Origin of the sequence: Maribacter sp. LLG6340-A2 (assembly GCF_045057105.1) — a bacterium.
In the GTDB taxonomy this organism is placed as follows: domain Bacteria; phylum Bacteroidota; class Bacteroidia; order Flavobacteriales; family Flavobacteriaceae; genus Maribacter.
Genome location: NZ_CP159332.1, coordinates 711,330 through 738,028, shown reverse-complemented (window position 1 = coordinate 738,028; position 26,699 = coordinate 711,330). Strand labels below are relative to the sequence as shown.

Annotated in this window: 27 protein-coding genes; 9 read left to right on the top strand and 18 right to left on the bottom strand. The window is 35.8% G+C overall.

Going from position 1 to position 26,699, the window contains the following annotated elements:
* Positions 1 to 151 precede the first annotated feature (151 nt).
* From ABVM52_RS03045 to ABVM52_RS03030, 4 genes are read right to left on the bottom strand one after another with little or no spacing between them, the layout of a single operon-like run.
* A complete protein-coding gene (locus tag ABVM52_RS03045) occupies positions 152 to 1,684 on the bottom strand; it encodes a cryptochrome/photolyase family protein (protein WP_405383591.1) in 1,533 nt (510 codons plus the stop codon).
* A 48-nt stretch (positions 1,685 to 1,732) separates the two neighbouring features.
* Positions 1,733 to 3,025, bottom strand: coding sequence for a DASH family cryptochrome (locus ABVM52_RS03040; RefSeq protein WP_405383589.1), 1,293 nt, complete (start codon positions 3,023 to 3,025; stop codon positions 1,733 to 1,735).
* Between the two features lie 17 nt (positions 3,026 to 3,042).
* Complete coding sequence (locus ABVM52_RS03035; RefSeq protein ID WP_405383587.1) at positions 3,043 to 3,177, bottom strand: DUF2256 domain-containing protein; 135 nt, start codon at positions 3,175 to 3,177, stop codon at positions 3,043 to 3,045.
* A complete protein-coding gene (locus tag ABVM52_RS03030; protein ID WP_405383585.1) occupies positions 3,177 to 3,812 on the bottom strand; it encodes a flavin reductase family protein in 636 nt (211 codons plus the stop codon). Before ABVM52_RS03030 ends, ABVM52_RS03035 begins: the two co-directional genes overlap by 1 nt.
* A 152-nt stretch (positions 3,813 to 3,964) precedes the next feature.
* Between ABVM52_RS03030 and ABVM52_RS03025 the strand changes: the two genes are divergently transcribed.
* Positions 3,965 to 5,320 (top strand): FAD-dependent oxidoreductase, encoded by a 1,356-nt coding sequence (locus ABVM52_RS03025; RefSeq protein ID WP_405383583.1) that lies wholly within the window; start codon positions 3,965 to 3,967, stop codon positions 5,318 to 5,320.
* On the opposite strand, the gene ABVM52_RS03020 is transcribed toward ABVM52_RS03025, so the two are convergent.
* The 3 genes from ABVM52_RS03020 to ABVM52_RS03010 all read right to left on the bottom strand — a co-directional run bounded on the left by ABVM52_RS03020 (position 5,309) and on the right by ABVM52_RS03010 (position 7,673).
* Entirely contained in the window at positions 5,309 to 5,725 is a 417-nt protein-coding gene (locus ABVM52_RS03020; RefSeq protein WP_405383581.1) for a DUF4174 domain-containing protein, read from the bottom strand. The genes ABVM52_RS03025 and ABVM52_RS03020 overlap by 12 nt on opposite strands.
* 72 nt (positions 5,726 to 5,797) lie before the next feature.
* Complete coding sequence (locus tag ABVM52_RS03015; RefSeq protein ID WP_405383579.1) at positions 5,798 to 6,577, bottom strand: zinc ribbon domain-containing protein; 780 nt, start codon at positions 6,575 to 6,577, stop codon at positions 5,798 to 5,800.
* A 1-nt stretch (position 6,578) separates the two neighbouring features.
* Positions 6,579 to 7,673 carry a Nif3-like dinuclear metal center hexameric protein gene (locus tag ABVM52_RS03010; protein ID WP_405383577.1) on the bottom strand — a complete coding sequence of 365 codons (1,095 nt, stop codon included), beginning with the start codon at positions 7,671 to 7,673 and terminating at the stop codon, positions 6,579 to 6,581.
* Between the two features lie 50 nt (positions 7,674 to 7,723).
* Here ABVM52_RS03010 and lpxK point away from each other — a divergent pair, with 50 nt between their 5' ends.
* On the top strand, positions 7,724 to 8,722 hold the full coding sequence (gene lpxK / locus ABVM52_RS03005; protein ID WP_405383575.1) for a tetraacyldisaccharide 4'-kinase: 999 nt from the start codon (positions 7,724 to 7,726) through the stop codon (positions 8,720 to 8,722).
* On the opposite strand, the gene ABVM52_RS03000 is transcribed toward lpxK, so the two are convergent.
* From ABVM52_RS03000 to murB, 8 genes are all read right to left on the bottom strand, one after another.
* Positions 8,706 to 10,862: an ATP-binding protein gene (locus ABVM52_RS03000; protein WP_405383573.1), complete on the bottom strand. Its 2,157-nt coding sequence runs from the start codon at positions 10,860 to 10,862 to the stop codon at positions 8,706 to 8,708. The genes lpxK and ABVM52_RS03000 overlap by 17 nt on opposite strands.
* Positions 10,863 to 10,918: 56 nt before the next feature.
* On the bottom strand, positions 10,919 to 11,929 hold the full coding sequence (gap, locus tag ABVM52_RS02995) for a type I glyceraldehyde-3-phosphate dehydrogenase (protein ID WP_405383571.1): 1,011 nt from the start codon (positions 11,927 to 11,929) through the stop codon (positions 10,919 to 10,921).
* Between the two features lie 83 nt (positions 11,930 to 12,012).
* Positions 12,013 to 12,888 (bottom strand): lipoyl synthase, encoded by an 876-nt coding sequence (gene lipA / locus ABVM52_RS02990; protein WP_405383568.1) that lies wholly within the window; start codon positions 12,886 to 12,888, stop codon positions 12,013 to 12,015.
* A 107-nt stretch (positions 12,889 to 12,995) separates the two neighbouring features.
* Positions 12,996 to 13,553, bottom strand: a complete 558-nt coding sequence (locus ABVM52_RS02985) for an RNA polymerase sigma factor (RefSeq protein WP_405383566.1) — start codon at positions 13,551 to 13,553, stop codon at positions 12,996 to 12,998.
* A gap of 40 nt (positions 13,554 to 13,593) precedes the next feature.
* Positions 13,594 to 13,797, bottom strand: coding sequence for a membrane or secreted protein (locus ABVM52_RS02980; RefSeq protein ID WP_405383564.1), 204 nt, complete (start codon positions 13,795 to 13,797; stop codon positions 13,594 to 13,596).
* 74 nt (positions 13,798 to 13,871) lie between these two features.
* On the bottom strand, positions 13,872 to 14,630 hold the full coding sequence (locus ABVM52_RS02975; RefSeq protein ID WP_405383562.1) for an anti-sigma factor domain-containing protein: 759 nt from the start codon (positions 14,628 to 14,630) through the stop codon (positions 13,872 to 13,874).
* Entirely contained in the window at positions 14,627 to 15,190 is a 564-nt protein-coding gene (locus ABVM52_RS02970) for an RNA polymerase sigma factor (RefSeq protein WP_405383560.1), read from the bottom strand. The genes ABVM52_RS02975 and ABVM52_RS02970 overlap by 4 nt, the downstream gene beginning before the upstream one ends.
* 205 nt (positions 15,191 to 15,395) lie before the next feature.
* The gene (murB, locus tag ABVM52_RS02965; RefSeq protein WP_405383558.1) at positions 15,396 to 16,412 is read right to left on the bottom strand and encodes a UDP-N-acetylmuramate dehydrogenase; all 1,017 of its coding nucleotides are present in this window, start codon (positions 16,410 to 16,412) and stop codon (positions 15,396 to 15,398) included.
* 142 nt (positions 16,413 to 16,554) lie between these two features.
* On the opposite strand from murB, the gene ABVM52_RS02960 reads away from it, so the two are divergent.
* Together ABVM52_RS02960 and ABVM52_RS02955 are read left to right on the top strand one after the other, a co-directional pair.
* Positions 16,555 to 16,908, top strand: a complete 354-nt coding sequence (locus ABVM52_RS02960; RefSeq protein WP_405383556.1) for a hypothetical protein — start codon at positions 16,555 to 16,557, stop codon at positions 16,906 to 16,908.
* Positions 16,874 to 18,094, top strand: a complete 1,221-nt coding sequence (locus tag ABVM52_RS02955; protein ID WP_405383554.1) for a hypothetical protein — start codon at positions 16,874 to 16,876, stop codon at positions 18,092 to 18,094. Before ABVM52_RS02960 ends, ABVM52_RS02955 begins: the two co-directional genes overlap by 35 nt.
* Here the strand turns inward: ABVM52_RS02955 and ABVM52_RS02950 are convergent.
* A complete protein-coding gene (locus ABVM52_RS02950) occupies positions 18,091 to 19,281 on the bottom strand; it encodes a pyridoxal phosphate-dependent aminotransferase (RefSeq protein WP_405383552.1) in 1,191 nt (396 codons plus the stop codon). The two genes, ABVM52_RS02955 and ABVM52_RS02950, sit on opposite strands and share 4 nt — an antisense overlap.
* A 147-nt stretch (positions 19,282 to 19,428) precedes the next feature.
* Here ABVM52_RS02950 and ABVM52_RS02945 point away from each other — a divergent pair, with 147 nt between their 5' ends.
* The gene (locus ABVM52_RS02945; RefSeq protein ID WP_405383550.1) at positions 19,429 to 20,766 is read left to right on the top strand and encodes an aspartyl protease family protein; all 1,338 of its coding nucleotides are present in this window, start codon (positions 19,429 to 19,431) and stop codon (positions 20,764 to 20,766) included.
* A gap of 56 nt (positions 20,767 to 20,822) precedes the next feature.
* On the opposite strand, the gene ABVM52_RS02940 is transcribed toward ABVM52_RS02945, so the two are convergent.
* Positions 20,823 to 21,215, bottom strand: coding sequence for a DUF1573 domain-containing protein (locus ABVM52_RS02940; protein WP_405383548.1), 393 nt, complete (start codon positions 21,213 to 21,215; stop codon positions 20,823 to 20,825).
* A 194-nt stretch (positions 21,216 to 21,409) separates the two neighbouring features.
* Between ABVM52_RS02940 and ABVM52_RS02935 the strand changes: the two genes are divergently transcribed.
* From ABVM52_RS02935 to ABVM52_RS02920, 4 genes are all read left to right on the top strand, one after another.
* Complete coding sequence (locus ABVM52_RS02935) at positions 21,410 to 24,040, top strand: valine--tRNA ligase (RefSeq protein ID WP_405383546.1); 2,631 nt, start codon at positions 21,410 to 21,412, stop codon at positions 24,038 to 24,040.
* 128 nt (positions 24,041 to 24,168) lie between these two features.
* Complete coding sequence (locus ABVM52_RS02930) at positions 24,169 to 25,053, top strand: dienelactone hydrolase family protein (RefSeq protein WP_405383544.1); 885 nt, start codon at positions 24,169 to 24,171, stop codon at positions 25,051 to 25,053.
* Between the two features lie 137 nt (positions 25,054 to 25,190).
* On the top strand, positions 25,191 to 25,358 hold the full coding sequence (locus tag ABVM52_RS02925; protein ID WP_027067903.1) for a lmo0937 family membrane protein: 168 nt from the start codon (positions 25,191 to 25,193) through the stop codon (positions 25,356 to 25,358).
* Between the two features lie 90 nt (positions 25,359 to 25,448).
* On the top strand, positions 25,449 to 26,213 hold the full coding sequence (locus tag ABVM52_RS02920; RefSeq protein WP_405383542.1) for a creatininase family protein: 765 nt from the start codon (positions 25,449 to 25,451) through the stop codon (positions 26,211 to 26,213).
* A gap of 18 nt (positions 26,214 to 26,231) precedes the next feature.
* Here the strand turns inward: ABVM52_RS02920 and ABVM52_RS02915 are convergent, their stop codons facing one another.
* The gene (locus tag ABVM52_RS02915; RefSeq protein WP_405383540.1) at positions 26,232 to 26,699 is read right to left on the bottom strand and encodes a doxx family protein; all 468 of its coding nucleotides are present in this window, start codon (positions 26,697 to 26,699) and stop codon (positions 26,232 to 26,234) included.

The window sequence follows — 26,699 nt, the reverse complement described above, 5'->3', positions numbered from 1 at the left end:
GTAAGAAGTTTCGGAATTTTGAATTTTCAGAACCTAAAATAAACAAGTTTTTTACAGGAATTTATGCAAGTTGGTTTATGTGGTCTTTTGTTGAGCTAATGCGATGTAAAATTAGATGTTGCCAATGTTCAATTTTAACACATATTGGCGTTTAGTATGCTTCGGGATTTTGAATGATTTCATGTGCTCTTTTTTGCAGTTCCGCTAATTTTTTTCCTTCCATTTTGTCCAATAGGGATAGCATCATTTTCATGCGTTGATTATCTTTAAAATGGTTTCTTTTTTCTGCCAAGAAGTTCCAATATAAAGCATTGAAGGGGCAGGCATCATCACCGGTTTTTTTTGTGTGGCTGTAATGGCAATTTCCACAATAATTACTCATTTTATGTATATAATTGGCACTGCTTATATAAGGCTTGGTGGCTACGATACCGCCGTCCGCAAATTGGCTCATACCTCTTGTATTGGTAATTTCTACCCATTCTATGGCATCTATATATACACCAAGGTACCATTGGTCCACCTCGTCTGGGTGCATCTGTGTTAACAATGAAAAATTACCGATAACCATAAGTCGCTGAATATGGTGTGCATAAGCGGCATCCAAACTTTGGCCAATAGCGTGTTTTAAACAATTCATTTTAGTGTTGCCTGTCCAATAAAAATCTGGTAATGAATTGGTATTCTTTAATTTGTTCAAGGTCTTATATTCTGGCATTTCTTTCCAATAAATACCTCTCATATATTCTCGCCACCCAAGAATTTGACGTATAAACCCTTCTACCTGAGAAATATGTATATCCTCTTTATGGTCATAATAATGACCTAGCACTTTGTTGATTACCTCTTTTGGGGAGAGTATTTTAGCGTTCATGGCAAACGATAGGCGTGAATGAAACAAAAACTTTTGTTCTTCATGCATGGCATCTTGGTAGTCGCCAAAATGCACCAAAAGTTCATTGCAGAAATAGTTTAGTACGGAAAGACAGTCTGCCCTGGTAACGGGCCAGCTAAATTGTTCAGGGTCAATAGACCCAAAGGTTTTAACATGGGCTTCTTCCAATTCTTTAAGAATATCGGTAACGTTTTTCCTAAACCCTCTTTCATGGGGTATGGTGGGCTGACCTTTCCACTTTTTACGATTGGCATGGTCAAAGTTCCATTTACCGCCTTCCGGTTGATCGTTTACCATCATGATGTTATGTTTTTTCCGCATCATTCTGTAAAAGCTTTCCATGATCAATTGCTTCTTTCCCTTAAAAAATTCTTTTAATTGTAATCTAGTGGTATAAAAGTGTTCCGTATCATAGTAAGATGTTGCAATAGTAAGTTCATTACAAATAGTACGTAGTTGTTGATCCAGTCTATACTCATCGGGTAGTAGGTATTCAAACTTTTCAATTTGATTCTTCTCAATGGCCTGAGTAATTAATTCCTTAAGTTCTTGTGGATTTTCTGGATGGGTAATGGTAAAGTAAATAAAATGATGCCCTTTAGACGTTAGTTGCTCTTTAAAATGGCGCATGGCCATAAAAAATGCCACTACTTTTTGAATATGATGTTTTACATAATCTGTCTCCTGCTTCATTTCTGCCATGATGTAAATGACATTTTCATCAACAGTATTGAACCATGAATGATTTTGGTTTAATTGATCGCCAAGAATTAAGCGTAAGGTTTTCATTTTCTAATTTTTAAAATATAAGTGTATGGTGTTTAGGGCGCTATGGTATTAGAATAAAGTATCCTGTAACCATAAGCGTTGGTACTTACCGTTACCATCATAGCGCTCTGCTTGTAATTTTATATTGAATGTTCTATCCCTTGGGTCGCTGCCCACACCACTGGCATACATCCAATTACCATAATTGCTATGTACATCATAGTCAATGAGCATACTTTCAAAGTAGGCAGCACCAATGCGCCAATCTTGCTGTTGTGCTTTAGACCAAAAACTAGCCACATTTTGTCTGCCCCTGTTGCTCATCCACCCGGTTAATTTTAATTCTTTCATATTGGCATTGACAAAAGGTTCCTTGGTTATTCCGTTGATCCAATCAGTTTTTATAGTATCATTGGATCGCCAATCATACTCCTTATTTAATATACCCCCTTTATGAAATATACTGTTTTGGTGTTTTAGGGAGATATATTTAAAAAAATCGCGCCAAATAAGTTCAAAAATCAGCCAATAAGTATCCTGATTTTTAGTGATTTCATTTTCAAAATTCTTGACTTCCCAGTAAATCATTCTAGGGGAGAGGCTACCATTTGCCAACCAAGCGGATAATTTGGAGCTGTAATCTATACCTATAAGTCCGTTTCTTGTTTTTTTGTAAACAGCCAATTTCTTTGATTTCCAAAAATAGTGGTCCATACGCTTTTGAGCCTCTACAGTACCTCCCTTAAAAGGAAAAGCGGTACGGTCATCAACAGTAAAACTTACTAAGCCTAATTCTTGTAAAGTAGGTATATGGGTATTGTTTTCTACATTATTTTCCAAAGGCAGTTTTTTTGTTACCCTATGTATAGGTCTAACCTTTACAAGGTGTTCGCATTTTTTCCTGAAACTTGTGAATATTTCAGGTATGGAGTCATAGGAAGCGTAAGGTACATCCTCAGGGTGAAATAGAAATTGGTCAAAGTTTTCAAAGAATTTGGTCGTAGTAAGCTTGTTTTTTACTGAATTGAGTATGGCCCGTTCATCCCTTGTCCATTCTCGTTGTACATATACACTATCAATTTGGTGCAAATTAATCAAGTTTACAAGGTGTTTGGATGATTCACCCTGATAGACGAACAAGGGAATATTTAGCTTTTTTAATTGCTCTTTTAATACTGTAATTGTTTCTATTAAAAACTTTGCCCTAAAATGCTCCGTTCTTTTGAATCCGTATTCGTCTTCCTGAAAAAAAACCGATTCAAAACAATAATAAGCCAGTACCTTTTTGCCTTTCATGGCATGGAGCAATGAGACATTGTCCTGAACTCTTAAGTCGTTTCTAAACCAAATAATTGTATTCATAATACGGTAGTATGCTATTACTTACTTCTTCTACATTTTTCGCTACAGTATTTAACCGCTTCCCAATTGTTTTCCCATTTTTTGCGCCAACTGAACGGCCTACTGCTAACTAGGCAGATTTTAGTGGGTAAATACTTTTTTTTATGGGCCATTACCGTATGGATTTGGTAGGTTCGTTTGGCTTTTGATAATTGAACCTGTCTAATAATTTGGGTAGGGCATAACCATCTAGTCCTATTATAGCCGCAGTATCTAATTGATCCAGATGTACCCAGCCATCTTCTGCTATATAATTCTCTGAAATGTAGAGGTGCTCTATAGCCCCAATGATCAACAGGCAGCCATTTTCCTTAATGGTATATTCATTGATATATTTGCATCCGATTTTAATTTTACTCTCCTCCACATAGGGTGCGTAGAAATTATCTAGATACATCTCGGTCAAGCCAGAAGTTGAAAATTCCGAAATATCCTCTTCATAGCTGGCGGCGGTATGATGGGCTTTTTTGATGATGGAAGTATTAATTTGATTTACGGTAAAAAATCCCGTTTCCTTAAAGTTTTCGTAGGTATCTCTTCTAACGGTCAATGGCCTAAGAATAAAACCTAACATAGCTGGATGGCTACCTATATGGACTACGGAGTTAAAAACAGCTAAATTGGTAGTACCCTTCTTGTCCTTAGACCCAATTAAATTTGCAGGTTTATATCCGGTACACGTATTGATGAGGTGAGCCCTGTTTCTACTGGGAAGTTTTTGCAATGCCGTAGTATCAAAATGTTTCAAAATAAAAGTTGTTTAATAAAATTAAAATAAAGTTAAACATAATTATTGTAAGAATTCCAATATGATTTGTTTAGTTTACGCAATGAGTACTATAAATAGTTCAATATTTGCTACATTTAACATTCACTTAATGATGGCAGAAAGCCTCACGCATGACCCAAGAAAGAAAAAATATAGCCATTATAGGCTCTGGATTAGTAGGTTCCTTACTGGCAATTTATTTAAAAAGATACGGACATAAGATTACCGTATTCGACAGAAGACCTGATATTAGGAATATTGAATTTTCAGGAAGATCCATTAACCTGGCCATGAGCAATAGGGGGTGGAACGCTTTAAAGGCGGTTGGCCTGGAAGACGAAATTAAAACAATTGCCATTCCTTTAGATAAGCGTGCCATGCATGTTATAGGGAAACCGCAATATTATCAGAAATATGGAAAGGACGGTGAAGCTATTTGGTCAATATCAAGAGGCGTATTGAACAGGAAGATGATTGATCTTGCGGAAAAAAATGGTGTAGATTTTCGTTTTGAAGAAAAAGTTTGGGATATAGATTTACCCGAAGCCAAAATATTTACCGGCGACAGTGAAAAAGGAGAGTGGAAAGCATATGCCTTTGATTTGGTATTTGGCTGTGACGGAGCTTTTTCTAGGGTACGCCATAAAATGCAGCGCCGCAGTAGGTTTGATTATTCACAGGATTTTATAGACGTAGGCTACAAGGAACTTACCATACCGGCAAATGCAGATGGCTCACATAAATTAGATAAACATTCATTTCATATATGGCCACGGGGAAAATTTATGTTTATTGCCATGCCCAATTTAGATGGTAGTTTTACATGTACCTTGTTCATGCCGTTTGAAGGTGAAGTATCTTTTGAAAGTATAAAGACCAAGAAAGACGCGGTATTGTTTTTTACTACCTATTTTCCCAATGTAAAAAATGAGATAGAAAATTTAACGGAAGACTTTTTTAAGAACCCTACCAGTGCCATGGTGACCATGAAATGTTACCCTTGGACCTATTGGAACAAGGTAGCCTTAGTAGGAGATTCTGCTCACGCAGTGGTACCTTTTTATGGTCAAGGAATGAATGCCGGCTTTGAGGATATTTTTGTTCTAGATCAAATTATTCAAGAAATAGGCAATGATTGGGAAAAGATTTTCCAAACCTACCAGGAGAAAAGAAAACCAAATGCAGATGCCATTGCAGAATTAAGTTACCGCAACTTTGTTGAAATGAGCAGTAAGACCGCTGACACCAACTTTTTGTTACAAAAGAAAATTGAAAAACATTTTGCATCAAAATATCCGGATAAATGGATTCCCGCATATAGTAGGGTAACATTTTCCCAAAGACCCTATGCGGAAGCGCTGGCAGAAGGCGATGCGCAAGAGGCCATTATGAAACAGGTAATGAAAATACCCGATTTGGATAAAAAATGGGACACTAGGGAAGTGGAAGAGAAAATATTGGAACTTTTAGGACAATCAGTTTCTTGATTTCATTTCAGATTTTCTCATAGGCATGCTATCTATTAAATCAAAAAGTTCTTTCAGTGCCAAAGGATATGGTTTGTTGGTTTTTATACCTCCATCTTTACCAATTAAAATATAACCTTCCTGTATTTCATTAAGGTTATTGGTGGGTTCAAGGGCTAGCAACTCCATTTCCGTAGTATACAATTTACCATCTCTTAGAATATATACCTTAAGGTCTCTTTCTTGCACGCCTAGCTTAGCATTGTTGATGTCTTGAACGGCAAGGTCTATTTCATGGGAGTGGTTTTGGTCATTGGTTAAGATGAGTATCCTGTTACTCCATTTAAAGTCCTTGAAGGTTTGGCCGTTGCACATTTGTAGTTGAAAAATTACAAATAATAGTATAAAATAGTGTAATGTTCTCATTCATAATAATATAATTAAAAAAAGCCATCAATTTAAATGATGGCCTTTTAATAATCTTATGATATAATGCTCTTAAAGCTTGGCGAACATTTTTTGCATTTTTTCGCTTTCCTCTTCGGCTAATGTTGGATCAACCAAAATACGACCACTATGCTCATCTGTTATAATTTTCTTTCTAGAAGCAATTTCTACCTGAACTTGTGGTGGAATGGTGAAGAAAGAACCACCGGAAGCACCTCTTTCAATAGGAACGACCGCTAAACCGTTCTTTACGTTTTTACGAATACGTGCGTAAGCTTTTACCAAACGCTCTTCTATCTTATCCTGAAATTTGATAGATTCTTCCAATAAGGCTTTTTCCTCTTTTTCCGTTTCGGCCAAAATGGCGTTCAACTCACCCTTCTTATGTTTTAAATGGGCCTCACGTTCCGCTAAACGCTCTTTAGTATCTGCTATTACAGCTTTCTTTTGGTCTATTTGGGCCTTGAACTCTTTAATGTTCTTTTCTGCCAATTGTATTTCCAGTTCTTGAAATTCCAATTCTTTACTAATAGAATTGAATTCTCTACTGTTACGAACATTTTTTTGTTGCTCGCCGTATTTTTTGATTAGGGCCTTTGCTTCTTCAATTAGATTTTTCTTGGCGCCGATTTCGAAGTTGATGTTCTCTAAATCAGTTTTAAGTTTATCCATTCTCGTTTTTAGGCCTAGGACTTCATCTTCCAAATCTTCTACTTCTAAAGGTAGTTCACCACGAACATTCCTTATTTCATCGACTCTAGAATCAATTAATTGCAAATCATATAATGCTCTTAACTTTGCTTCTACAGAGGAATCTTCTTTTTTTGCCATATTAAAAATAATTGATGGGATTTGTTATACTTTCCGATAAATGGACTGCAAAATTAGGAATTTTTTTTGTAAGATAATCAACTAAAAGGTTTTTTGTAAACTGCTCAGTTTCAAAGTGTCCAATATCTGCCAGAACAATTTGGTTTTCAGCCTCGTAAAATTGATGGTATTTAAGGTCTGCAGTAATGAAAATGTCCGCTCCTGCTGACTTTGCAGCGCTAATGGCAAACGATCCACTTCCACCAAGTACCGCCACTTTTTTAATGGGTCTGTTTAAAAAATTTGAGTGTCTAACGATCGGGGTTTTCATTTTCAGTTTCAAATCACTTAAAAATTGGGCTTCTGGTACTGCTATTTCCAATTCGCCCACCATACCCATACCAATATAAGGGTTGCTATTGTCCAAGGTTTGAATGTCATAGGCCACTTCCTCATAAGGGTGGCTGTGCAACAGTGCATCTACCACGGACTTGGTCTTGTTTTTTGGCATAACACAGGTAAGCATCATTTCTTGTTCCTTATGGTTTTCCCCTATAGTGCCCTTAGTAGGGTTGGCTTCCCTATTTGCTTTATAGCTACCTGTGCCTTCAACCGTAAAACTGCAGTTAGAATAGTTGCCAATTTCACCTGCACCAGCGGTAAAAATAGCACGCTTTACATCTTCAACGCTCTCAACCGGTACATAGGTCGTTATTTTTTTAAATGTAGATTTTTGAGGAAGTAGAATTTTAGTGTTGCCAAGGCCCAAAACTTCACATATTTTGGCATTTACGCCATGTCGTGCATTATCCAAGGCCGTATGGTTGGCATATATGGCAATGTCATTTTTTATGGCCTTGATCACTACACGCTCTACATAATTTTTACCGGTAATTTTTTTTAATCCCCCAAAAATAATAGGATGAAAGCTCACGATCAAATTACAATTTTTGGAAATAGCTTCATCGACCACATTTTCTAAAGTGTCCAATGTTACCAGTACACCGGTTACCTCTGTAGATGCATTTCCTACTAAAAGGCCTACATTGTCAAAATCCTCAGCAAAGTCTAGTGGGGCAAACTCCTCTAAAATATTTGTAATGTCGTTTATTGTCATTTTGTTGAAAAATAAGATATTCAAAGATAAATTATTATAATTTCGTACTAATGCAGGTAGTACGAAAACTTCTTTTTCCCTTTTCATTAATTTATGGTCTTATCATCTATTTAAGAAATAGATGTTTTGATTGGGGTATTTTTTCATCAAAAGCTTTTACCGTAAAAACCATTTGTGTAGGTAATTTAAGTGTGGGGGGTACGGGCAAGACCCCAATGATAGAATGGTTGGTGGCGTCATTGCAACATACATATGATATTGCTATTTTAAGTAGGGGATATAAGCGAAAATCCAAAGGGTTTTTATTATCCACAGATACTATCACAGTAGAAGATATGGGCGATGAACCCTATCAATTAAAAAATAAATTTCCAGAAGTAGCTGTTGCCGTAGATGCCGATAGAAGAAACGGCATAACCTTATTGCAAGAAAAAACAAATCCGGACGTCATTCTTCTAGACGATGCCTTTCAACATAGAAAGGTACAACCTGGTTTCTCAATACTCCTAACCGCCTTTGAAAATCTGTATGTTGATGACTGGTATTTGCCTACTGGAAATTTAAGGGATGCAAAGGGCGAAGCAAAAAGGGCCAATATCATTGTAGTGACCAAATGTCCTGTAGATTTATCCATAAAAGAAAAGGAGACCATTAGAAATAAAATTCGTCCTAAAGAAAACCAGCAAGTATTATTTGGTCATTTAGCGTATAATAAGCAGCTAAAGGGTAATGAGATCTATTTGGACGAGCTCTTAGGTACCCAAGTAACTTTGGTAACCGGTATTGCCAACCCTGAACCTTTAATAACGTTTTTAAAGGAAGAAGGACTCGTTTTTGAACACTTAAAGTTTAGCGATCACCATTATTTTACTGATCAGGAGGTGGCGCAGTTAAAACAAAAAGAGTGCATATTAACGACGGAAAAGGATTATGTAAGGTTAAAATCCAAAGTGGATAATTTGCATTTTATAGAAGTATCACACTCATTTAATACCAAGGATAAGGCATTGTTCCAAAAAGAATTAGATAACTTTATGAAATTGAGCTAGATTTTTTATCAAAAATGTTTTCACCAATTTTTTGATAAAATACTTCGGGTTTAAATGGTTTGGTGACTACATCATTACATCCTGCGGCATAGAAACTCTCCAAGCTGTCATCTAAGGAAATGGCGGTTAATGCAATAATTGGAGTATCTTGATTGAACTTTCTTATTTCTATGGTTGCCTCTTCGCCACTTATTCCGGGCATATGGATGTCCATTAAAATAGCGTCATATACATTTTCCTGTGCCAAAGTAATAGCCTCATGACCATTATTGGCAATGTCACTGGTCATTTCTTTTTTGGAAAGCATTTTTTTGGTAATGACCTGGTTAATTTTATTATCTTCAACAATTAGGAGATGAAGATTTTTAAAATCATAATCTTTTTGTGCTTCCTCCAAAACAAAGTCTTCCGGAAGGTCTTCCATACTGGTCATTGCAATCTCAAAAGAAAAAGAACTTCCTTCACCTAAGGTGCTATCCAGTTCTATTTTACTATTGAACAGACCCAATAAGCTTTTAACAATGGTAAGGCCTAGTCCGGTACCACCATATTCCCTGTTAATTTGTATGGAACCTTGTTCAAAACCTTCAAAAATACTTTTTTGCTTTTCTTTGGAAATTCCTATGCCGTTATCATGAACTTCAAAATATATCCTGACCTGGTCCTTGGCTTTAGTCAAAAGTTTGGTGGTGATCCTAACTTCGCCGCCTTTGGTGAATTTTATGGCATTACCTATAAGGTTCATAAAGATTTGGGAAAGCTTTAAAGGGTCGCTCATTAAATGTCCCGGTATACTTTCGTCATAATCCAAGATTAACTTTGTTTTGTTCGCTTTGGCGCTTTGAGATAATGAGTTTATAACTTCATTAATGACCTTTTTAAGGTTGAACTCCATATTCAAGGGCTCCAATTTATTGGCATCAATTTTATTGATATGTAGAATATCATTAATAAAATTAAGCAAATAGTCCCCTGAGAATTTTAAGGCTTTTAAGTGTTCCTTTTGGTGTTCTTCTGGGTTTTCCTCGAGTAATAAATGAGTAAGGCCCGTAACCGCGTAAAGAGGTGTTCTAAGCTCGTGGCTAACCGTGGATAGGAAATTTGTTTTGGCTTCCATAGCCTGTACCGCTCCATCCCTAGCAATTTGCAGCTCTTTGTTCTTTGTTTGTAAAAGATCGTTTGTCTTAAGTTTTATTTGATTGTTTCTATAAAGCGTCACCGCCAGTAAAGAAATAATAATCAAAAATGAACTAATTAAGATCGTGGTGAACTCAGACCTATTTTGAGATTCTTGCAGTTCCTCAATTTTCTTTTCTTGCCGGGCAATTTCCTCGGTTTTATAATCGTCCCTTATTTTATCTGCGGTCTTTGCCTCAATTTTAATTTTATCGACATTAAAAATAGAATCCTTTAATTTTACTAAGTTCTGACTGTTTTCCAATGATTTCTGATACAATCCTAACTTTTCATAAACACTGGTTAGTAAAGAGTTGGCATCTTTGATATCTACCAAAAAACCGTTTTGTTTTGCCAGGGCAAGTGCATTTTCCCCATTTTTAGCAGACTCCGTTAAATTATTGGTCCTTAAGTTTAGTTCTGCTAGTGTTAAATAAGCTTGTGTGGCCAAATATTCCTTTTCGTAAACATCTGTATTTACGATTAATGAATTTAGGTTTTTAGTAGCGCTCTCATATTTTTCAAGATTGATATAAATCTTGGCCTCTGTCAAAATTAGGTTATTGAAAAAATTCCGATCATTATTAAGCTGTTTGGCTTCATTGATCATGAACAAGGCTTGAAAATTACGTTTGCTTCTATAGAGAAGAATAGCCTCTATATATTTATGCATGGCATCTCCATATGGGTATGCAATATCCTTTAGCAATACGCTGGCGCGGTCCCAATAAAATTCAGTATCGCCTTCTTTATCAATTTTTAAATAGAGGAGAGCCAGCTCATGCAAACTATCTATTAAGGATTTTACATCTTCACTTTTTTCAGCTTCTGTTGCGGCAGTGTTTAAGGTTTCAAGGGCCAGGTCTATCTTATTCTGATTTCTAAAGGTTCTAGCTTGATCAAAATAAGGTTGAATTTCTTTGGGCGGTACAAAATCTTGGCAAAGAGCGGTCGTGGAAGCCATTATATAAAATAATGGAACCCATAAAAAAAGTATGGCCTTATGTGAAATGATGGATTTCAAATATAATTTTTGCCGTTCATAAAATTAATTAAATCGATAATTCTGCAACTATATCCGGTTTCATTATCGTACCAGCCAATGATTTTGACCATTCTGCCAATAACCGAAGTCATTAAAGAATCAAACGTACAAGAATAACAACTATTGTTTATATCAATAGAAACTATAGGGTCTTTTGTATAGTAAAGTATATTCTTAAATTCAGTTTGCGCCGCTTTTTCAAATGTATTGTTTATTTCTTCAATAGAGGTGTTTCTTTTGACATTCAGGGTAATATCTGTTAAAGATCCATTAGGAACGGGCACTCTAATGCCACAGCCACCTATAACATCTGCCAATTGTGGAAACACCCTGGTCAAGGCTTTTGCCGCACCTGTGGTGGTAGGTACAATAGACTGTGCTGCCGCACGTGCCCTTCGTAAATCTCTATGGGGTTGGTCATGTAGGCTTTGGTCCGTTGTATAGGAGTGAATAGTGGTAATATAAGCTTGTTCAATGCCGCAAAGGTCATTGACTACCTTTATCATTGGGGCTGCATTATTGGTGGTGCAGGAGGCATTGGATACAATATCGTCAGAAGCGGACAACGTATTTTCATTAATTCCAAAAACAATCATTTTAATATCCTCCTCTGTAGGTGGAACCGATAGAATTACTTTCTTTGCCCCATTTTTTATATGGTGCGATAATGTTGGCCTTTCCTTGAATTTACCGGTGCATTCTACTACTAGGTCAACCTTGTTCTTGGACCATTCTATTTTAGATGGATGATCGTGATTGGTCAATGCAATTTCCCGTTCTTCTATTTGTATACCCTTGTCCGTGGTCTTAATTTCATGATGTAAGGAACCATGAATACTGTCATATTTTAACAAATGGGCTAGTGTTCTGGCGTCTGCCAAATCATTTATAGCAACCACATTTAAATGGTCATGTTGTAGTAATAGCCTAAAAAGGGTTCTGCCAATTCTACCAAAACCATTAATGCCAATATTAATTTTTTGCATTGGTCAACCGAGGGTAAATTATATCTATCATCCTATTTCATGAACCGATTGATTCGTGTATAAGGATCAGTGGATTTTTAAAATTATAGTATATGCTTGTGTGCTTTGTAAGAAGATCTTACCAAGGCACCACTTTCAACATGTCTAAAACCCATTTCAAGACCAATCTCCTCATATTTTTTAAACTGCTCTGGAGTAATAAATTCCTTTACGGGTAAATGCTTCTTAGACGGCTGTAAATATTGCCCAATGGTTACCACGTCTACATCAACTTTGCGTAGATCCGCTAGGGCGGTAATCACTTCATCTTCATGTTCGCCAAGTCCTAACATAATACCAGACTTAGTTCTATTGATGCCTTCCTTTTTTAAGTAGTTGAGTACTTCTAGGCTACGGTCGTATTTAGCTTGTATACGAACTTCCCTAGTTAACCGCTTAACGGTTTCCATATTATGGCTGACCACTTCTGGAGAAACGGCCACAATTCTATCCAAATGTTTTTCAATTCCTTGAAAATCGGGTATTAAGGTTTCTAATGTGGTATTTGGGTTCATTCTCCGTATTGCCTTTACTGTTTCCGCCCAAATTATAGAGCCCATATCCTTAAGGTCGTCTCTATCTACCGAGGTTACAACCGCATGTTTTATACCCATTATTTTAATGGAACGGGCCACTTTTTCAGGTTCTGCCCAATCTACATTTTCAGGTCTACCGGTTTTAACCCCGCAAAATCCACAGGACCTGGTGCATACATTACCTAAAATCATAAATGTTGCAGTTCCTTCTCCCCAGCACTCGCCCATGTTAGGACAACTACCACTTGTACAAATGGTATGTAGATCGTATTTATCTACCAAACCACGTAGCTGGGTGTATTTTTTACCGGTTGGCAACTTTACCCGTAACCATTTTGGTTTGCCTTTTGGTGGAGCTACATTTTCTTTTAAGACTGTGGACATGCTTTAATTTTAATACAAATATACGAACTAAAAAAGTCTCGTTAAAGGAGATTGTTTGGACTAATTTCTTCTGTAAAAGAATTGATTTTAAAAATGGCTAAGGCTATTTATTTACGATTTTTGATAATTTCAAGAAGCAGTTTTTTTGCACGTAGCAACTTTACCTTTACATTGTTCATGGGTTCGTTCAAGGCTGTTGCAATATCTGCATAGCTTAGTTCTTGAAAATATCTTAAATTGATTATCTCTTGGTAATGGGGCTTTAACTTTTTGATATCGCGCAATAAATCTGCCAGATTCTGCTCTTGGATCAGTTGATCTTCCATTGTGGGCGCAACGTCCAAAACCGAGGTTATGACTTCAGAATTACTTCTAGAGTCCAGTAAACTTTTTTTACGTTTTCGAACAAGGTCAATGTGTATATTTTTGGATATGGTAATCAACCAAGTTTTAAATACATACTTGTCATTATAGGTGTGTATTTTATCAAATGCCTTGGAGAAGGTTTGTATGGTAATATCCTCAGAATCGTTTTCGTTTTCTGTGCGTTTTAATTGAAAACCATAGACATCGTTCCAAAACATATCCAACAAGCGACTAAAAGCAATTTGATTGCCTTTCTTGGCCTTAAGTATTGTTGTTTCTAATTCGTCTGCGTTATTCAAATAACTATTTTGTGGGAACTCAATTTACAAATTTAAATTCTTATTCTGTAATGGTATCCTTTTTACAATCTTGTTCGCTTGGTAATTTGCCGCACATACCGCAAGCTTGTCCGTCTTGATTTAAATAGGGACTTTGACTTGCACAAGTACCTGCAAATTCACCATTTTTCTTTGCCCATATTTTTATGGCGATACCGGCAAACGCCAAAGCTAGCAAGCCAATGGTTAAAAATATTAGTTTCATATGCTTATTTTGTACAAAGATAAAAAATAAAGCCCCAAAATAGGGGCTTTAAGAATTCTTTATGTTGTAATTGTCTAATACGCTATATTGGCAACTATATTATCTACGTTAGGGGTGTGGTTGCCTCCTTTTTGTTCAATGGTGATATAGCCAACTGCATTATCTGCATAAGGTAAGGCCATCAACTTTTGTTGGTCGCCCGCTTCTTCGATTACACCTAAGTTGATCATTTTACCGTTGACCTCGGCCCACATTTGAAAACATTGGCTTTCCGGTATGTTAGGTAGTTTGCTAACATTGATATACGATAATTTCTTGACCGGGTTAATGTAGGCAACAGCTTTTAGTTCTTTAGCTTTTTGATTGCCCTTTACATTATACTTTTTGGTCTGTGGGTTGTTAAGAACAATAAATTGGTTACGAACATCCTCTAATTGTTCTTTCATATTTTCTTCCAACAACTTTATCTTATTGCTCACCACACTATTTTCTTCCTGTAAGCCTTGGTTCTGGTTCCAGAAAAAAGTTGAAATACCGGCAAACATAATTGCAGCTATACTTGCCGCAATGGCGTAATTGAAGAATTTTTTTCTACCCCTGCGCTCAGATTTAATTCTGGAATGGATTTTATCCTTTAGCCCTTGTGGGGCTTCTATGGCATATTGCTTGGCAAAAAGTTCCAAGTTTTCCTGTAATTCATTATACGTATCACGTACCTCTGGGTACATGGCGATATAACGCTCTACCTGCAAGGATTCCAGTTCTGTGGTGGTACCCAATAGGTACTGCTCTAAAAGGTCAGAGTCTAGAAATTTTTTTATTTTATCTTTCATAATACGAAGTTTAATAACAATATGACTAGTGAAGGACCATAGATCTTACTTAATTCACGTAAACCTATTTTTAACCTAGATTTAATGGTGCCCAAAGGAATATCCAATTCTTCGCTTGCTTCTTGTTGGGTCATTCCTTGGAAAAAAAGTGCTTCTAGAACAATTTGATACTTATCTTCAATTTTTCCTAGATGTTCTTTTACATCCATTAATTCCGGCCTTGTACTCTCTATGCCTAACGTATATACGTCAGAAACGTCTATTTGGATTTCCTTATCTGTTTTTGTATTTACACTTCTTAATTTATCTATAGCGGTATTGCGGGTTATCCTAAAAAGCCACGTAAACAATTTTGCCTTTTTGGGATCGTATGAATCTGCTTTTTTCCAGATTTTAACAAAAGATTCTTGAACTACGTCCTGGGCCAATTCCGGGTCTCTTACAACCTTGTTGGCTACACCCAGCAAGGTGTCTGCATAGTTATCGTACAAAAGGGAAATTGCTTTTTCATTCCGCTCCTGTAATAACTCTACAATATGATTTTCTAGTAACGTGCTCATAATTTATAAAGATGTACTATTTTTTTTTAAAATGGACATCCAAACCACCCGGTTAGACCGTATATGTCTAAACGCTAAATTATAAAATTGATTGTTAATTAAGCGTTATATAAAGATATATATCTTATAAGTTGGTAGCTGGTAACTACCACTTTGTTTTTGGTTAGTTTGGTTTGGTAATAACCCCTGTAATCTATTGCAGGGGTTATTTTATGATATTGACCTCTGGACCAATTTTAATGTTAAAACGGTTCATTACCTCGTTAATGATTTGCTCCGCCAGGCATATAATATCCTCTCCTGAGGCCTTTCCATAGTTTACGAGTACCAACGCTTGTTTTTTATGTACCCCCGCATCACCTATCCTTTTACCTTTATATCCACATTGCTCAATGAGCCATCCGGCAGGTATTTTATACGTATTATCAGAAACTTTGTAATAGGGAGCATTAGGATGATTGCCAATAAAAGCATTGAACGTTTCCAAGGAAACTATTGGGTTTTTAAAAAAACTACCACTGTTTCCTAATTCCTTGGGGTCCGGTAATTTACTTTGGCGTATGGCAATAACCGCATTTGAAATATCCTTTATCGTTGGGCTGGTAATAGCATTTTTGGCCAATTCTTCTTCAATGGCCCCGTAACCTGTTTTTAGGATGTGGTTTTTTTTGGTAAATGAAAAAGTGACAGCGGTGATGACAAATTTATCTTTACCCTCATTTTTAAAAAAAGAGTCACGGTAGCCAAATGCACAATCTTCCTTGGAAAACGACATTAATTTTTGGTCAGAAATACGTACAGCTTCACATGCTATAAAAGTGTCCTTGAGTTCTACGCCATAAGCTCCAATATTCTGTATGGGTGCCGTTCCTGTATTACCGGGAATAAGCGACATGTTTTCCAATCCTCCAAATCCATTATCTAATGTCCATAGCACTAATTCATGCCAGTTCTCGCCAGCCATAACTTTAACGCTAACATGCTTATCTGATTCTTGTACAATATGTTTGCCTTTAAGGTTAACATAGATGAATAAAGCATCAATATCACCTGTGAGTAACATATTACTGCCGCCGCCTATGAAAATTTTTCGCTTATACGTGTCATTACTCAAAACCTCCTGTAATGCATGAATCGAATTAACTTCAGCAAAATATCGCGCATTGGCATCTATACCAAAGGTGTTGTAGTTTTTTAAGGAAAAGTGTTCTTTTACTTCCATTTACCATTAATGGTTTTAAAAGTTTCAAATCAATTTTATGCTCATTTTATTTGAAACCTTGGCAAACTTATAAAAAAACAATACTAAATAAATAGATTACTCGTTTTTGTATCTATGAATTATCAATTTTAAAAAAAAGAGTATGAAGGTATTTTTAACTACGATATCAATGCTAATTTTCAATGTTTCTATTTTTGGACAATTTAAAGTTAATTATCAGTTAAGTGAAGAAAGTAAGGAAACAGTAAATACTGAATTGGTTACCGCAAGTATTGCTCTTGAAAATGGTAATCTTTTGGTTGTAAAAAACACCTATAGCGGTTTTGTTTCAAAGCAGAGTTGGGCCGTTTATGATGAAGATTTACATATAATTCATGATTTGGAAAGTAAGGATAGATATATACATAAGTTGTATAAAAATGATAACGGAATATATGCTTTTTACAGCATTTTGTCAGATTTTGAAAAACAAGGAATGTATATCGCCAAGGTATGAAAAGAATTTTACACTTGATGCTGATATTCAAATTCATTCTAACGCTAATAAAAAAGACAGCTCTTTTTCAATTAAAGAGTCGGCCGATAAAAGTAAATTGTTACTGTTTGAATCTAATGTGAGTAACGTATTTACAGATAATTCATATAAAATAACCATTTTTGATATAAATCTTAATATCCTGTGGGATAAGGAATTTGGAGGAAAAGATGTATCCATTCATAAAGAACACTTTTATACCGCATCAATTAAAATTGGTAATGATGGATCAGTGTATATGACCGGAAGAAAATATTTAGGTAAAAAACATACTGAGGATAAAAAAGCATTTAATGGGTATTCGATAAAAAGAATATATAAAGATGAAAAAATAAAATCTTATGATTTGCCTTTTGAGGAAAGTATAGTATATAGGCTTGGGGGTAAATTTAGCTTAGTTCAAAACAATGAAAATGATAATTTAAAATTGGTAGTATTACAAATGAAATCTAATGGTAAATTATTTTATCATTTTGAAATTGTTGAGCTAACACAACAATTAGAGTTAGTGAATAAAAATATTATTAAACCCACTAAAGAGAATTTTTTAGAACTTACTGAGAAACAAAAGAAAAATAAAAATTGGGTTGAAGATTCACAAAAAGAAGTGGTAATGCGAAAAGTTAAGATTTTGCCTAATAATGACTTGGTGATTGTTACTGAAAATGGAAGTCCTTCAACATTTACAACTTCTAAATTCACGGGAAATGCTGTGACAGATGCAAAAAGTAGAAGTATATTCGTTTACAAGTTCAATGAAGAAAACCAGTTAAGTTGGATTAGGGAGATTCCGAAAAATCAATCAGGAACAGATTATAATGTGGGGTTTGTTTGGAAAGTATATGATAAAAATCAGTTTTTTGTATTTAACGATACTGAAAAAAACTATTTAAATAAAGAGAGTAGGGTTCCTAAATACAATGGCAGTTTTCTTTCCAATAATATTCTGAAAGCGGTAAGGTTAAATAATGATACAGGGGATATGGAAGAGAGTATTGTTTTTAAACTTGATGATGAGCAAATATGGGCTTATTTAAGTAGTGGATACGGTGCCAATAATTATTTAAATATTTCCCATGAAAATTTGTTGTTCATGGGAAATAAAAAGAAGAAGTTTAAACTGATTAATCTAAATTTTAAAAATTAGCCTTTATACTTTTTAAGGGCTTCAGCGAGAATATGTACTGCTCTTTTTAAGCTTTCTTTATCTAGAACGTATGCAATTCTAATTTGATTGTTACCCAACCCTTCTGTTGCATAAAAGCCTGCTGCCGGTGCTACCATTACGGTTTCATTGTCAACTCTAAAATCTTCCAGTAACCATTGTGCAAAATGGTCTGCATCTTTTATGGGCAATTCTGCAATACAATAAAAGGCACCTTGGGGTCTGGCTATTTTTATTCCCTCAATTTTCTCCAATTCAGAAATCAACAAATTTCTTCTGGAAACATATTCGGTCTTTACCTCTGCAAAATAGCTGTCAGGAGTGTCCAATGCGGCTTCACTGGCAATTTGGGCGTACGTAGGGGGCGATAATCTAGCCTGTGCAAATTTTAGTGCGGTGGCAATAAACTCTTTGTTTTTAGAAACAAGGTAACCAATTCTGGCTCCGCACATACTATATCTTTTAGAAACCGAATCAATAACGATTGCATGCTCTTCTAAACCTTCCTCTTTTAATATGGAGTTATGTGTTTTATCGTCATAGGTGAATTCCCTGTATACCTCGTCAGCAATAAGAAAGATGTTGTGTTTTTTAACCAAAGTGGCTAACTTTTGTATTTCTTCCTTACTGTATAAATACCCTGTAGGGTTCCCTGGGTTACAAATTAAAATGGCCTTGGTACGGGGCGTAATCAACTTCTCAAACTCCTCAATAGGGGGAAGGGCAAAATTATCTTCCAATTTGGATACCACAGGTACTACGGTAACACCGCAAGCTGTAGCAAATCCATTATAATTTGCATAAAAAGGCTCTGGAATGATGATTTCATCATCTGTATCCGCAATAGTGTTCATGGTGAAAGCCAAGGCTTCAGATCCACCAGTGGTAACAATAATATTTTCTGCGGTTACTGGAATGTCATTTTTTATATAATAGTTGGCAATTTTGCTTCTAAACTCTTCTGATCCTTCCGTACGGCTATATTCCAAAACGGCTAGATCATTATTTTTTACCGCATCCAAGGCTTGCTGAGGGGTTTTAATATCTGGCTGGCCAATATTAAGATGAATTACTTTAACTCCTTGTTTTTTTGCTTTTTCTGCAAAGGGAACTAGTTTTCTTATAGGTGATTGGGGCATTGTAAGCCCTTTATTAGAAACAGATGGCATATTCAATTTATTTTTCGCAAAAGTGATAAATGATTATGGTTATTACAATTTAATCGGGTTTTATTTGAAGAAGGTTTCTGGTGTTAAAATAAGGTGTTGAAGCTATAAATTTTGTATCTTGAAGAGGATAACTAATTAAAAACGATAGTGTTACATCTAAAAAAGATTTTGGTTTTCTTATGGGTATTATCATTTTCAACGGCATGTTTTTCCCAGAAGTATACATTGACCAATGGAAAGAAATTTCATAAGGTCAAGTTTGAGCTGATTAATAACTTAATAGTAATACCTGTTGAAGTTAATGGCTCAAAGCTATCCTTTGTACTGGATTCTGGAGTAGGAACACCAATTCTTTTTAATTTATCCGACCAAGATTCTATTCAATTAAATAATGTTACGGAAATTACTATTAACGGGTTAGGGGAAGGTGACCCCATAAATGCATTAAAATCTACTGGCAATACAGTTAAATTGGGCAGTGTGGAGAATACTGTGCAGAATATTTATGTAGTTATGGATGCCGGTATCAATTTCTCGCCAAATCTGGGTGTACCCATTCATGGTATTATTGGTTATGACCTGTTCAGGGATTTTGTTGTGGATATTAACTATACGAGCAGGACCATTAAATTTTATGACCCTGATCGTTATACATATCGACCATCAAAAAATTCTAGTGTAATAGATTTATCCGTAGTACGTAAAAAGGCCTATATAAGTGCCCATGTCTTAGTTAAGGATAATAAGGAAATACCTGTAAAGCTTTTATTGGATACGGGTAGTAGTGATGCCGTTTGGCTGTTTGAAAATGATTTTTTGCAAATACCTAAAAAGTATTATGATGATTTTTTAGGTAAAGGGCTTGCTGGTAATATTTATGGTAAACGAACTAAAATTCATCGTTTAAGAATTTCAGATTATGTCCTAAAGGATGCCAAGGCCGCCTTTCCGGATATGGAAACTTTTAATAACATTATGGATTTTGGTGGTAGAAATGGTAGTTTGGGAGGTGAAGTCTTAAAGAGGTTCAATATGGTTTTTGATTACACCAATAGAAAGTTGATACTTAAAAAGAATGGCAACTTCAATAAAATGTTTACCTATAATATAAGTGGTATTAATTTAGAGCATGCGGGAGTGCGCTATGTGGCGGAACGTATTGCCGATCGTAATGGGGTAGTTCATAACGATGAAAAAAGCTATGGAGATGTGCAGATTATTTTGCAGGGGGCCACAAGGCTTAGCCTGGTTCCGGAGATTGTTGTATCCGGTATACGGCAAGGCAGTCCAGCACATTCAGCAGGGTTAAAGGAAGGGGATGTCATTTTGGCGGTTAATGGAAAACGTATCTACCGCTATAAATTACAGGAGATTATGACCATGTTAAATGAAAACAAACGTAAGAAAGTAAAAGTGTTGGTAGAACGTTATAACAATGATTTGCTGTTTAGTTTTGAGTTGAAACCCTTGTTCGATGAACAGTAGCGCATAAAAAAAGCCCAACTTTTTAGTTGGGCTTTAAATTTTATATAAAGGTTTTCTTATTTGGTACCGGTAGTTGCTTTTACCTCACCTTTTATCTTTAAAACCTTTGTAGGTGTATCAGCGTTTGATATTACCGTAATTGCCTTACGGATAGGACCCACTCTGTTCGTATCATACTTTACCTGAATTTCACCGGTTTTACCTGGCAAAATTGGGTCTTCTGGTTTTTTAGGAATGGTACATCCACAACTAGAACTTACTTTGCTCACAATAAGTGGAGCATTACCAGTGTTGGTAAATTCAAAAACTCTAACTCCGTCAGATCCTTTTGCTATCTCACCATAATCCACGGTCTCGGTTTTAAACTCTATTTTTGCTGCTGTTTCTTGTGCTGTTACACTTAAACCTAGCAGGCCAACAAATAATACAAGTACTATTTTTTTCATCATATTTAATTTTGGGTGGATTTCAAAATTAAATCTTTTCAGATCAACCTCAAAATCCTTTTGTTATACTCTAACGTTACTTATTTTTGTTTCGTATTTATTATTAGGGAAAATTCAGCTGAAATGACCGTTAGAATGTCAATTCGGCTTTATTTTTAAATAACCCACTTAACTATTATTCAAAAACTGTTCCAATTATGGAAATTCCTTCAAAATATAATCCGGAGTCCACGGAATCTCATTGGTATGAGTATTGGATGAAAAACGGATATTTTCATTCAGTTCCCGATGAAAGGGAGCCGTATAGTATAGTAATACCGCCACCAAATGTAACCGGTATATTGCATATGGGCCATATGTTGAACAATACCATACAAGATGTATTGATCAGAAGAGCCCGTTTATTAGGTAAAAATGCCTGTTGGGTACCTGGTACCGATCATGCGTCAATTGCCACCGAAGCTAAGGTCGTAGCCAAATTAAAAGAGCAGGGCATCAATAAAAATGAACTTACAAGAGATGAGTTTTTAAAACATGCTTGGGATTGGACAAATGAATATGGCGGAATAATTTTAGAACAGTTAAAGAAACTGGGCTGTTCCTGTGATTGGGACCGTACTGCGTTCACTATGGACAAAGAACGGTATGATAGCGTCATCAAAGTATTTATAGACCTTTATAACAAAGGTTTAATTTACCGTGGATATCGTATGGTAAATTGGGATCCAGAGGCACAGACAACCTTGTCTGATGAAGAGGTGGTTTATGAAGAAAAGCAAGGGCTGTTATACTATTTGTCATATGCTATTGAAGGTTCAGACGAGAAGGTGACGATCGCAACCACAAGACCGGAGACAATTTTGGGAGATACCGCTATTTGTATTAACCCTAACGATGAGCGATTTACCCATTTAAAAGGCAAAAAGGTCATTGTGCCAATTTGTAATAGGGTAATACCTATCATAGAAGACGAATACGTTGATATGGAATTTGGTACAGGTTGTTTAAAAGTAACACCTGCGCATGACATAAATGACAAAGCCCTAGGCGAAAAACATAACCTTGAAACCATAGATATCTTTAATGACAATGCTACCCTAAACAGTTTTGGTATGCATTACGAGGGTAAGGATCGTTTTGTGGTAAGAAAAGAAATCTCAAAAGAGCTAGAAGAAAAAGGCTTTCTGGTAAAAACGGAAACCCATATTAATAAAGTGGGTACATCTGAAAGAACCAAAGCTGTTATTGAACCTAAATTATCTGATCAGTGGTTTCTTAAAATGGAAGATTTGGCAAAACCTGCTCTAGAAGCTGTATTGGAAAGCGGTGATGTAAAACTTCATCCGAAGAAATTTGAAAATACCTACCGTCACTGGATGGAGAACGTTCGCGATTGGAACATCTCTAGGCAACTGTGGTGGGGACAGCAAATACCGGCATTCTATTTTGGTGACGGACAAGAAGATTTTGTTGTGGCAGCCAATGTAGAAGATGCCTTGGAACTTGCCAAAGAGAAATCTGGCAATGCTGGTTTACAGATAAGTGATTTAAGGCAAGATGCCGATGTGCTCGATACTTGGTTTTCATCATGGTTATGGCCAATGAGTGTATTTGGTGGTATTATGGATCCAGATAATGAAGAGGTAAATTATTATTACCCAACAAATGATTTGGTTACCGGTCCGGATATTTTATTCTTTTGGGTAGCAAGAATGATAGTTGCCGGGTATGAGTTTAGAGGAAAAAAACCTTTTGAGAATGTTTATTTCACCGGTTTGGTTAGAGATAAGCAGCGTAGAAAGATGTCAAAATCTTTAGGTAATTCTCCAGATGCATTGAAACTGATAGAAGATTATGGAGCCGATGGCGTTCGTGTAGGCTTATTGTTAAGTTCTGCCGCTGGTAACGATCTTATGTTCGATGAAGATTTATGTCAGCAAGGAAAAAACTTTGCCAATAAAATTTGGAACGGATTCCGATTGCTAAAAGGATGGGAAGTTGCAGATATTCCGCAGCCTGAAGCTTCTAAGCTTGCTTTGGCATGGTACGAGTCTAAACTGAACAAAACCTTGGTAGAAATTGAAGATCATTTTAGCAAGTTCCGTATTTCAGATGCTTTAATGTCAATTTATAAATTGGTTTGGGACGATTATAGTTCTTCTTTATTGGAGATTATTAAGCCTGCCTACCAACAGCCAATTGACAAAACAACTTTTGATCAAGTGATTGGGTTGTTTGAACAGAACTTGAAATTATTGCACCCTTTTATGCCTTTCTTGACCGAAGAGGTTTGGCAACATATTTCCAAAAGAAGCGAGAGCGAAGCTCTGGTAGTTGCAAAATGGCCAACAGTAGGTAAAATTGATGAGCAATTATTAGAAGATTTCGACTTTGCGGCCGAGGTTATTGCAGGGGTAAGAACCATTAGAAAAAACAAGAATATTCCAATGAAAGAAGCATTGGAGTTATCCGTTTTAAATACTGAAAAGGTAAGTAACCGTTTTGATGTGGTCATATCTAAATTGACCAATGTATCTGACATTAGTTACGTAAAAGAACAGTTAGAAGGTGCGTTAACGTTTCGTGTTAAGAGTAATGAGTATTTTGTGCCCATGGAAGGCGCTATCGATATTGAAGCGGAAATCGTTAAGATCAACGAAGAGTTGACCTATACCAAAGGATTTTTACAATCTGTTCAGAAGAAACTTTCCAATGAGCGCTTTGTGAATAATGCTCCGGAAAAGGTTATAGCGATTGAGCGTCAAAAATTAGCCGATGCTGAAGCTAAAATTGAAACATTAGAGAAAAGTTTAGCTAGTTTAAGCTAAAATTTTAGTTGATAATTTAAGTAGGCCTCATTTCTATATCATTAGAAATGAGGTTTTTCTGTTGTTAAATGTACGTGGGTGTTCATTTGGTTTTTGTATTTTTAAATAGAACCAAAAAAGCTGCGAAAATGAAACCACTACGAAAAGAAGATATTAAACAAGAAGTATTTGACCTATACGATGCCTATGCGCATAATAAACTAGAACGCCGAGACTTTGTTCAAAAGTTGTCAATGTATGCCGTAGGTGGTATAACTGTGCCTTCATTAATGAGTTTTCTTATGCCGGATTATGAAACAACTTGGTTGATTGATAAAAATAATCCGGATCTAGACTCTGAATTTATTACCTATAATTCACCTAAAGGAGGTGGCGAGATCAAGGCGCTGCTTTCAAAGCCAAAATCTGCTAAAGAAAAATTACCGGGTATAGTGGTAGTGCATGAGAATAGAGGGTTGAATCCGTATATAGAAGATACGGCAAGAAGAGCTGCTTTAGCGGGCTTTATCACCATTGCCCCTGATGCCTTGAGTCCTTTAGGCGGTTATCCTGGTAATGATGATGAAGGTAGGGAGATGCAACGCAAAAGAGATAGAAATGAAATGCTTGAGGATTTTATTGCTGCGTTTGATTATTTAAAGAATCATGAGGATTGTAATGGAAAAATAGGTGTTGTAGGTTTTTGTTTTGGTGGATGGATTTCTAACATGATGGCGGTTAAAGTACCGGATTTGGCAGCTGCCGTTCCGTTTTATGGTGGTCAGCCCAAAGAAGATATAGAGCGAATAAACGCGCCTTTATTATTACAATATGCAGGTTTAGATGAGCGTGTAAACGCCGGATGGCCAGAATATGAAAAAAGATTAAATGAATTAGGTAAAGAGCATACTGCATATTTCTATCCAGATGTAAATCATGGTTTTCATAATACATCAACACCAAGGTATGATGAAGAAGCCGCGGAGTTGGCATGGTCAAGAACTATTGAGTTTTTCAAGGAAAAGCTAATGTAAGGTATTGGTTGTGAATGTATTCAGTTTGTAAAATAGACTGAATTTTAAAATTTAGAGTCAGTAATGCTTCTATTTGAGTTAAGGTGTTTTTAACATAAAATCTATTTTTGACCTATAACAATCTAAAAACACACATTATGAGAAGTTTATTATGGTTAGTAGCAGTGATATGTATAATTATATGGTTATTGGGAATGTTAGGAATTGTTCCTGGCCTTGCAACTGGTAGCTTAGTACATATATTATTGGTAATTGCAGTTATTGTAATCCTTTATAATATTATATCAGGTAAAAAGGTCTTGTAGAGTAACTATTTACAATTCTTTTTACAAAAATATATAGGAACCCTTGTCAATGGCAAGGGTTTTTTATGCTTTAATGTTATCTTTAAAACTATGATAAGACCATATGTATTAGCGGAAACCAATTGGGAGCATTTAAAGGATGAACAATTTGATTTAGCCATTTTACCATGGGGTGCTACCGAGGCTCATAACTTTCATCTGCCTTATGGTACGGATAATTATCAAGCAGAACATATGGTTGTCACTGCAGCTAGTATGTCTTGGGAGAAAGGAAAAAAGGTCATTGTTCTGCCAACAATACCTTATGGTGTAAACACGGGACAAAAAGATATCTATTTGGATATGAACCTGAATCCGTCTACGCAATTGGCTATATTAAAAGATTTGGTTACTGTTTTAGATAGACAAGGCATAAAAAAGCTCTTGTTGTTTAACGGTCATGGTGGAAATAATTTTAAACCCTTGGTCAGGGAATTGGGTTTAATGTTTCCAAACATGTTCATTAGCTTTTGCTTTTTTCCTCCCATGCTAGATAAAACTGAATATTTTAAGGAAAAAGGAGATCATGCTGATGAAATGGAAACAAGCTTAATGCTTTATCTAAGGCCAGATTTGGTATTGCCAAAAGAAAAATGGGGTAGTGGCAGTGCCAAAAAGTTCAAGGTCAAAGCTTATAATGAGGGCTGGGCATGGGCAGAAAGACAATGGTCTAAAGTTAGTAGCGATACAGGAATTGGAAATCCGGAGTATGCTACCTCTGAAAAAGGCGAACGTTTTTTTAATGATGTATGCACAAAATTAGACGAGCTCTTTTGTTCTTTATGCGATGCCGATTTAGAGGATTTATATGAATAGCCTTATGTGATGATAACTTCAATATTTTAATTTATAAATTATTTTTATACCTTTTTTTCTATTAGCCTTCCTGTGGATAAGTTCAGATTCTTGCTTTAGCCCAAACAAAGCCGCTAGAATGATAATATTCTTAAAAATATATTGACCTACCAACGTGATATTAAATTCATTTTTACCGAAAATTTCTTCCGGTATTAAAAAAATTGGAGAAAATGTCATTACTATATGAGCAATAGCTAGGTATAAGATAAATTTATTTCTTGTGTTTAATAGTAATGAGAGTCCAATAAAAGTTTCTAATACCGCTAAAAGAATCAACCCTAAGTGAGATGGTAATAAGTGAAATGTTAGCATTTGAATGGTAGTTGAAGCCAAGTCTTCCGCAGGGCTAAAGCTTGGAAAAAACTTTAAAGCACCAAAAACAAAATAAACAATACCCACTGCAAAACTGATGATTTTATATGGTGACTTTTCTCTGACCTGCAT

Excerpts from the sequence above, each read along its gene's own strand:
- ABVM52_RS02930 (WP_405383544.1), top strand. The coding sequence starts at position 24,169 with ATGAAACCACTACGAAAAGAAGATATTAAACAAGAAGTATTTGACCTA.
- ABVM52_RS03040 (WP_405383589.1), bottom strand. The coding sequence starts at position 3,025 with ATGAATACAATTATTTGGTTTAGAAACGACTTAAGAGTTCAGGACAAT.
- ABVM52_RS02940 (WP_405383548.1), bottom strand. The coding sequence starts at position 21,215 with ATGATGAAAAAAATAGTACTTGTATTATTTGTTGGCCTGCTAGGTTTA.
- murB (WP_405383558.1), bottom strand. The coding sequence starts at position 16,412 with ATGGAAGTAAAAGAACACTTTTCCTTAAAAAACTACAACACCTTTGGT.
- ABVM52_RS02975 (WP_405383562.1), bottom strand. The coding sequence starts at position 14,630 with ATGAAAGATAAAATAAAAAAATTTCTAGACTCTGACCTTTTAGAGCAG.
- ABVM52_RS03000 (WP_405383573.1), bottom strand. The coding sequence starts at position 10,862 with ATGGCTTCCACGACCGCTCTTTGCCAAGATTTTGTACCGCCCAAAGAA.
- ABVM52_RS02915 (WP_405383540.1), bottom strand. The coding sequence starts at position 26,699 with ATGCAGGTCAGAGAAAAGTCACCATATAAAATCATCAGTTTTGCAGTG.
- ABVM52_RS03045 (WP_405383591.1), bottom strand. The coding sequence starts at position 1,684 with ATGAAAACCTTACGCTTAATTCTTGGCGATCAATTAAACCAAAATCAT.
- ABVM52_RS03025 (WP_405383583.1), top strand. The coding sequence starts at position 3,965 with ATGACCCAAGAAAGAAAAAATATAGCCATTATAGGCTCTGGATTAGTA.
- ABVM52_RS02960 (WP_405383556.1), top strand. The coding sequence starts at position 16,555 with ATGAAGGTATTTTTAACTACGATATCAATGCTAATTTTCAATGTTTCT.
- ABVM52_RS03015 (WP_405383579.1), bottom strand. The coding sequence starts at position 6,577 with ATGGCAAAAAAAGAAGATTCCTCTGTAGAAGCAAAGTTAAGAGCATTA.
- lipA (WP_405383568.1), bottom strand. The coding sequence starts at position 12,888 with ATGTCCACAGTCTTAAAAGAAAATGTAGCTCCACCAAAAGGCAAACCA.
- ABVM52_RS03010 (WP_405383577.1), bottom strand. The coding sequence starts at position 7,673 with ATGACAATAAACGACATTACAAATATTTTAGAGGAGTTTGCCCCACTA.
- gap (WP_405383571.1), bottom strand. The coding sequence starts at position 11,929 with ATGCAAAAAATTAATATTGGCATTAATGGTTTTGGTAGAATTGGCAGA.
- ABVM52_RS03020 (WP_405383581.1), bottom strand. The coding sequence starts at position 5,725 with ATGAGAACATTACACTATTTTATACTATTATTTGTAATTTTTCAACTA.
- ABVM52_RS03035 (WP_405383587.1), bottom strand. The coding sequence starts at position 3,177 with ATGGCCCATAAAAAAAAGTATTTACCCACTAAAATCTGCCTAGTTAGC.
- ABVM52_RS02980 (WP_405383564.1), bottom strand. The coding sequence starts at position 13,797 with ATGAAACTAATATTTTTAACCATTGGCTTGCTAGCTTTGGCGTTTGCC.
- ABVM52_RS02935 (WP_405383546.1), top strand. The coding sequence starts at position 21,410 with ATGGAAATTCCTTCAAAATATAATCCGGAGTCCACGGAATCTCATTGG.
- ABVM52_RS02920 (WP_405383542.1), top strand. The coding sequence starts at position 25,449 with ATGATAAGACCATATGTATTAGCGGAAACCAATTGGGAGCATTTAAAG.
- ABVM52_RS02950 (WP_405383552.1), bottom strand. The coding sequence starts at position 19,281 with ATGCCATCTGTTTCTAATAAAGGGCTTACAATGCCCCAATCACCTATA.
- ABVM52_RS02970 (WP_405383560.1), bottom strand. The coding sequence starts at position 15,190 with ATGAGCACGTTACTAGAAAATCATATTGTAGAGTTATTACAGGAGCGG.
- ABVM52_RS02925 (WP_027067903.1), top strand. The coding sequence starts at position 25,191 with ATGAGAAGTTTATTATGGTTAGTAGCAGTGATATGTATAATTATATGG.
- lpxK (WP_405383575.1), top strand. The coding sequence starts at position 7,724 with ATGCAGGTAGTACGAAAACTTCTTTTTCCCTTTTCATTAATTTATGGT.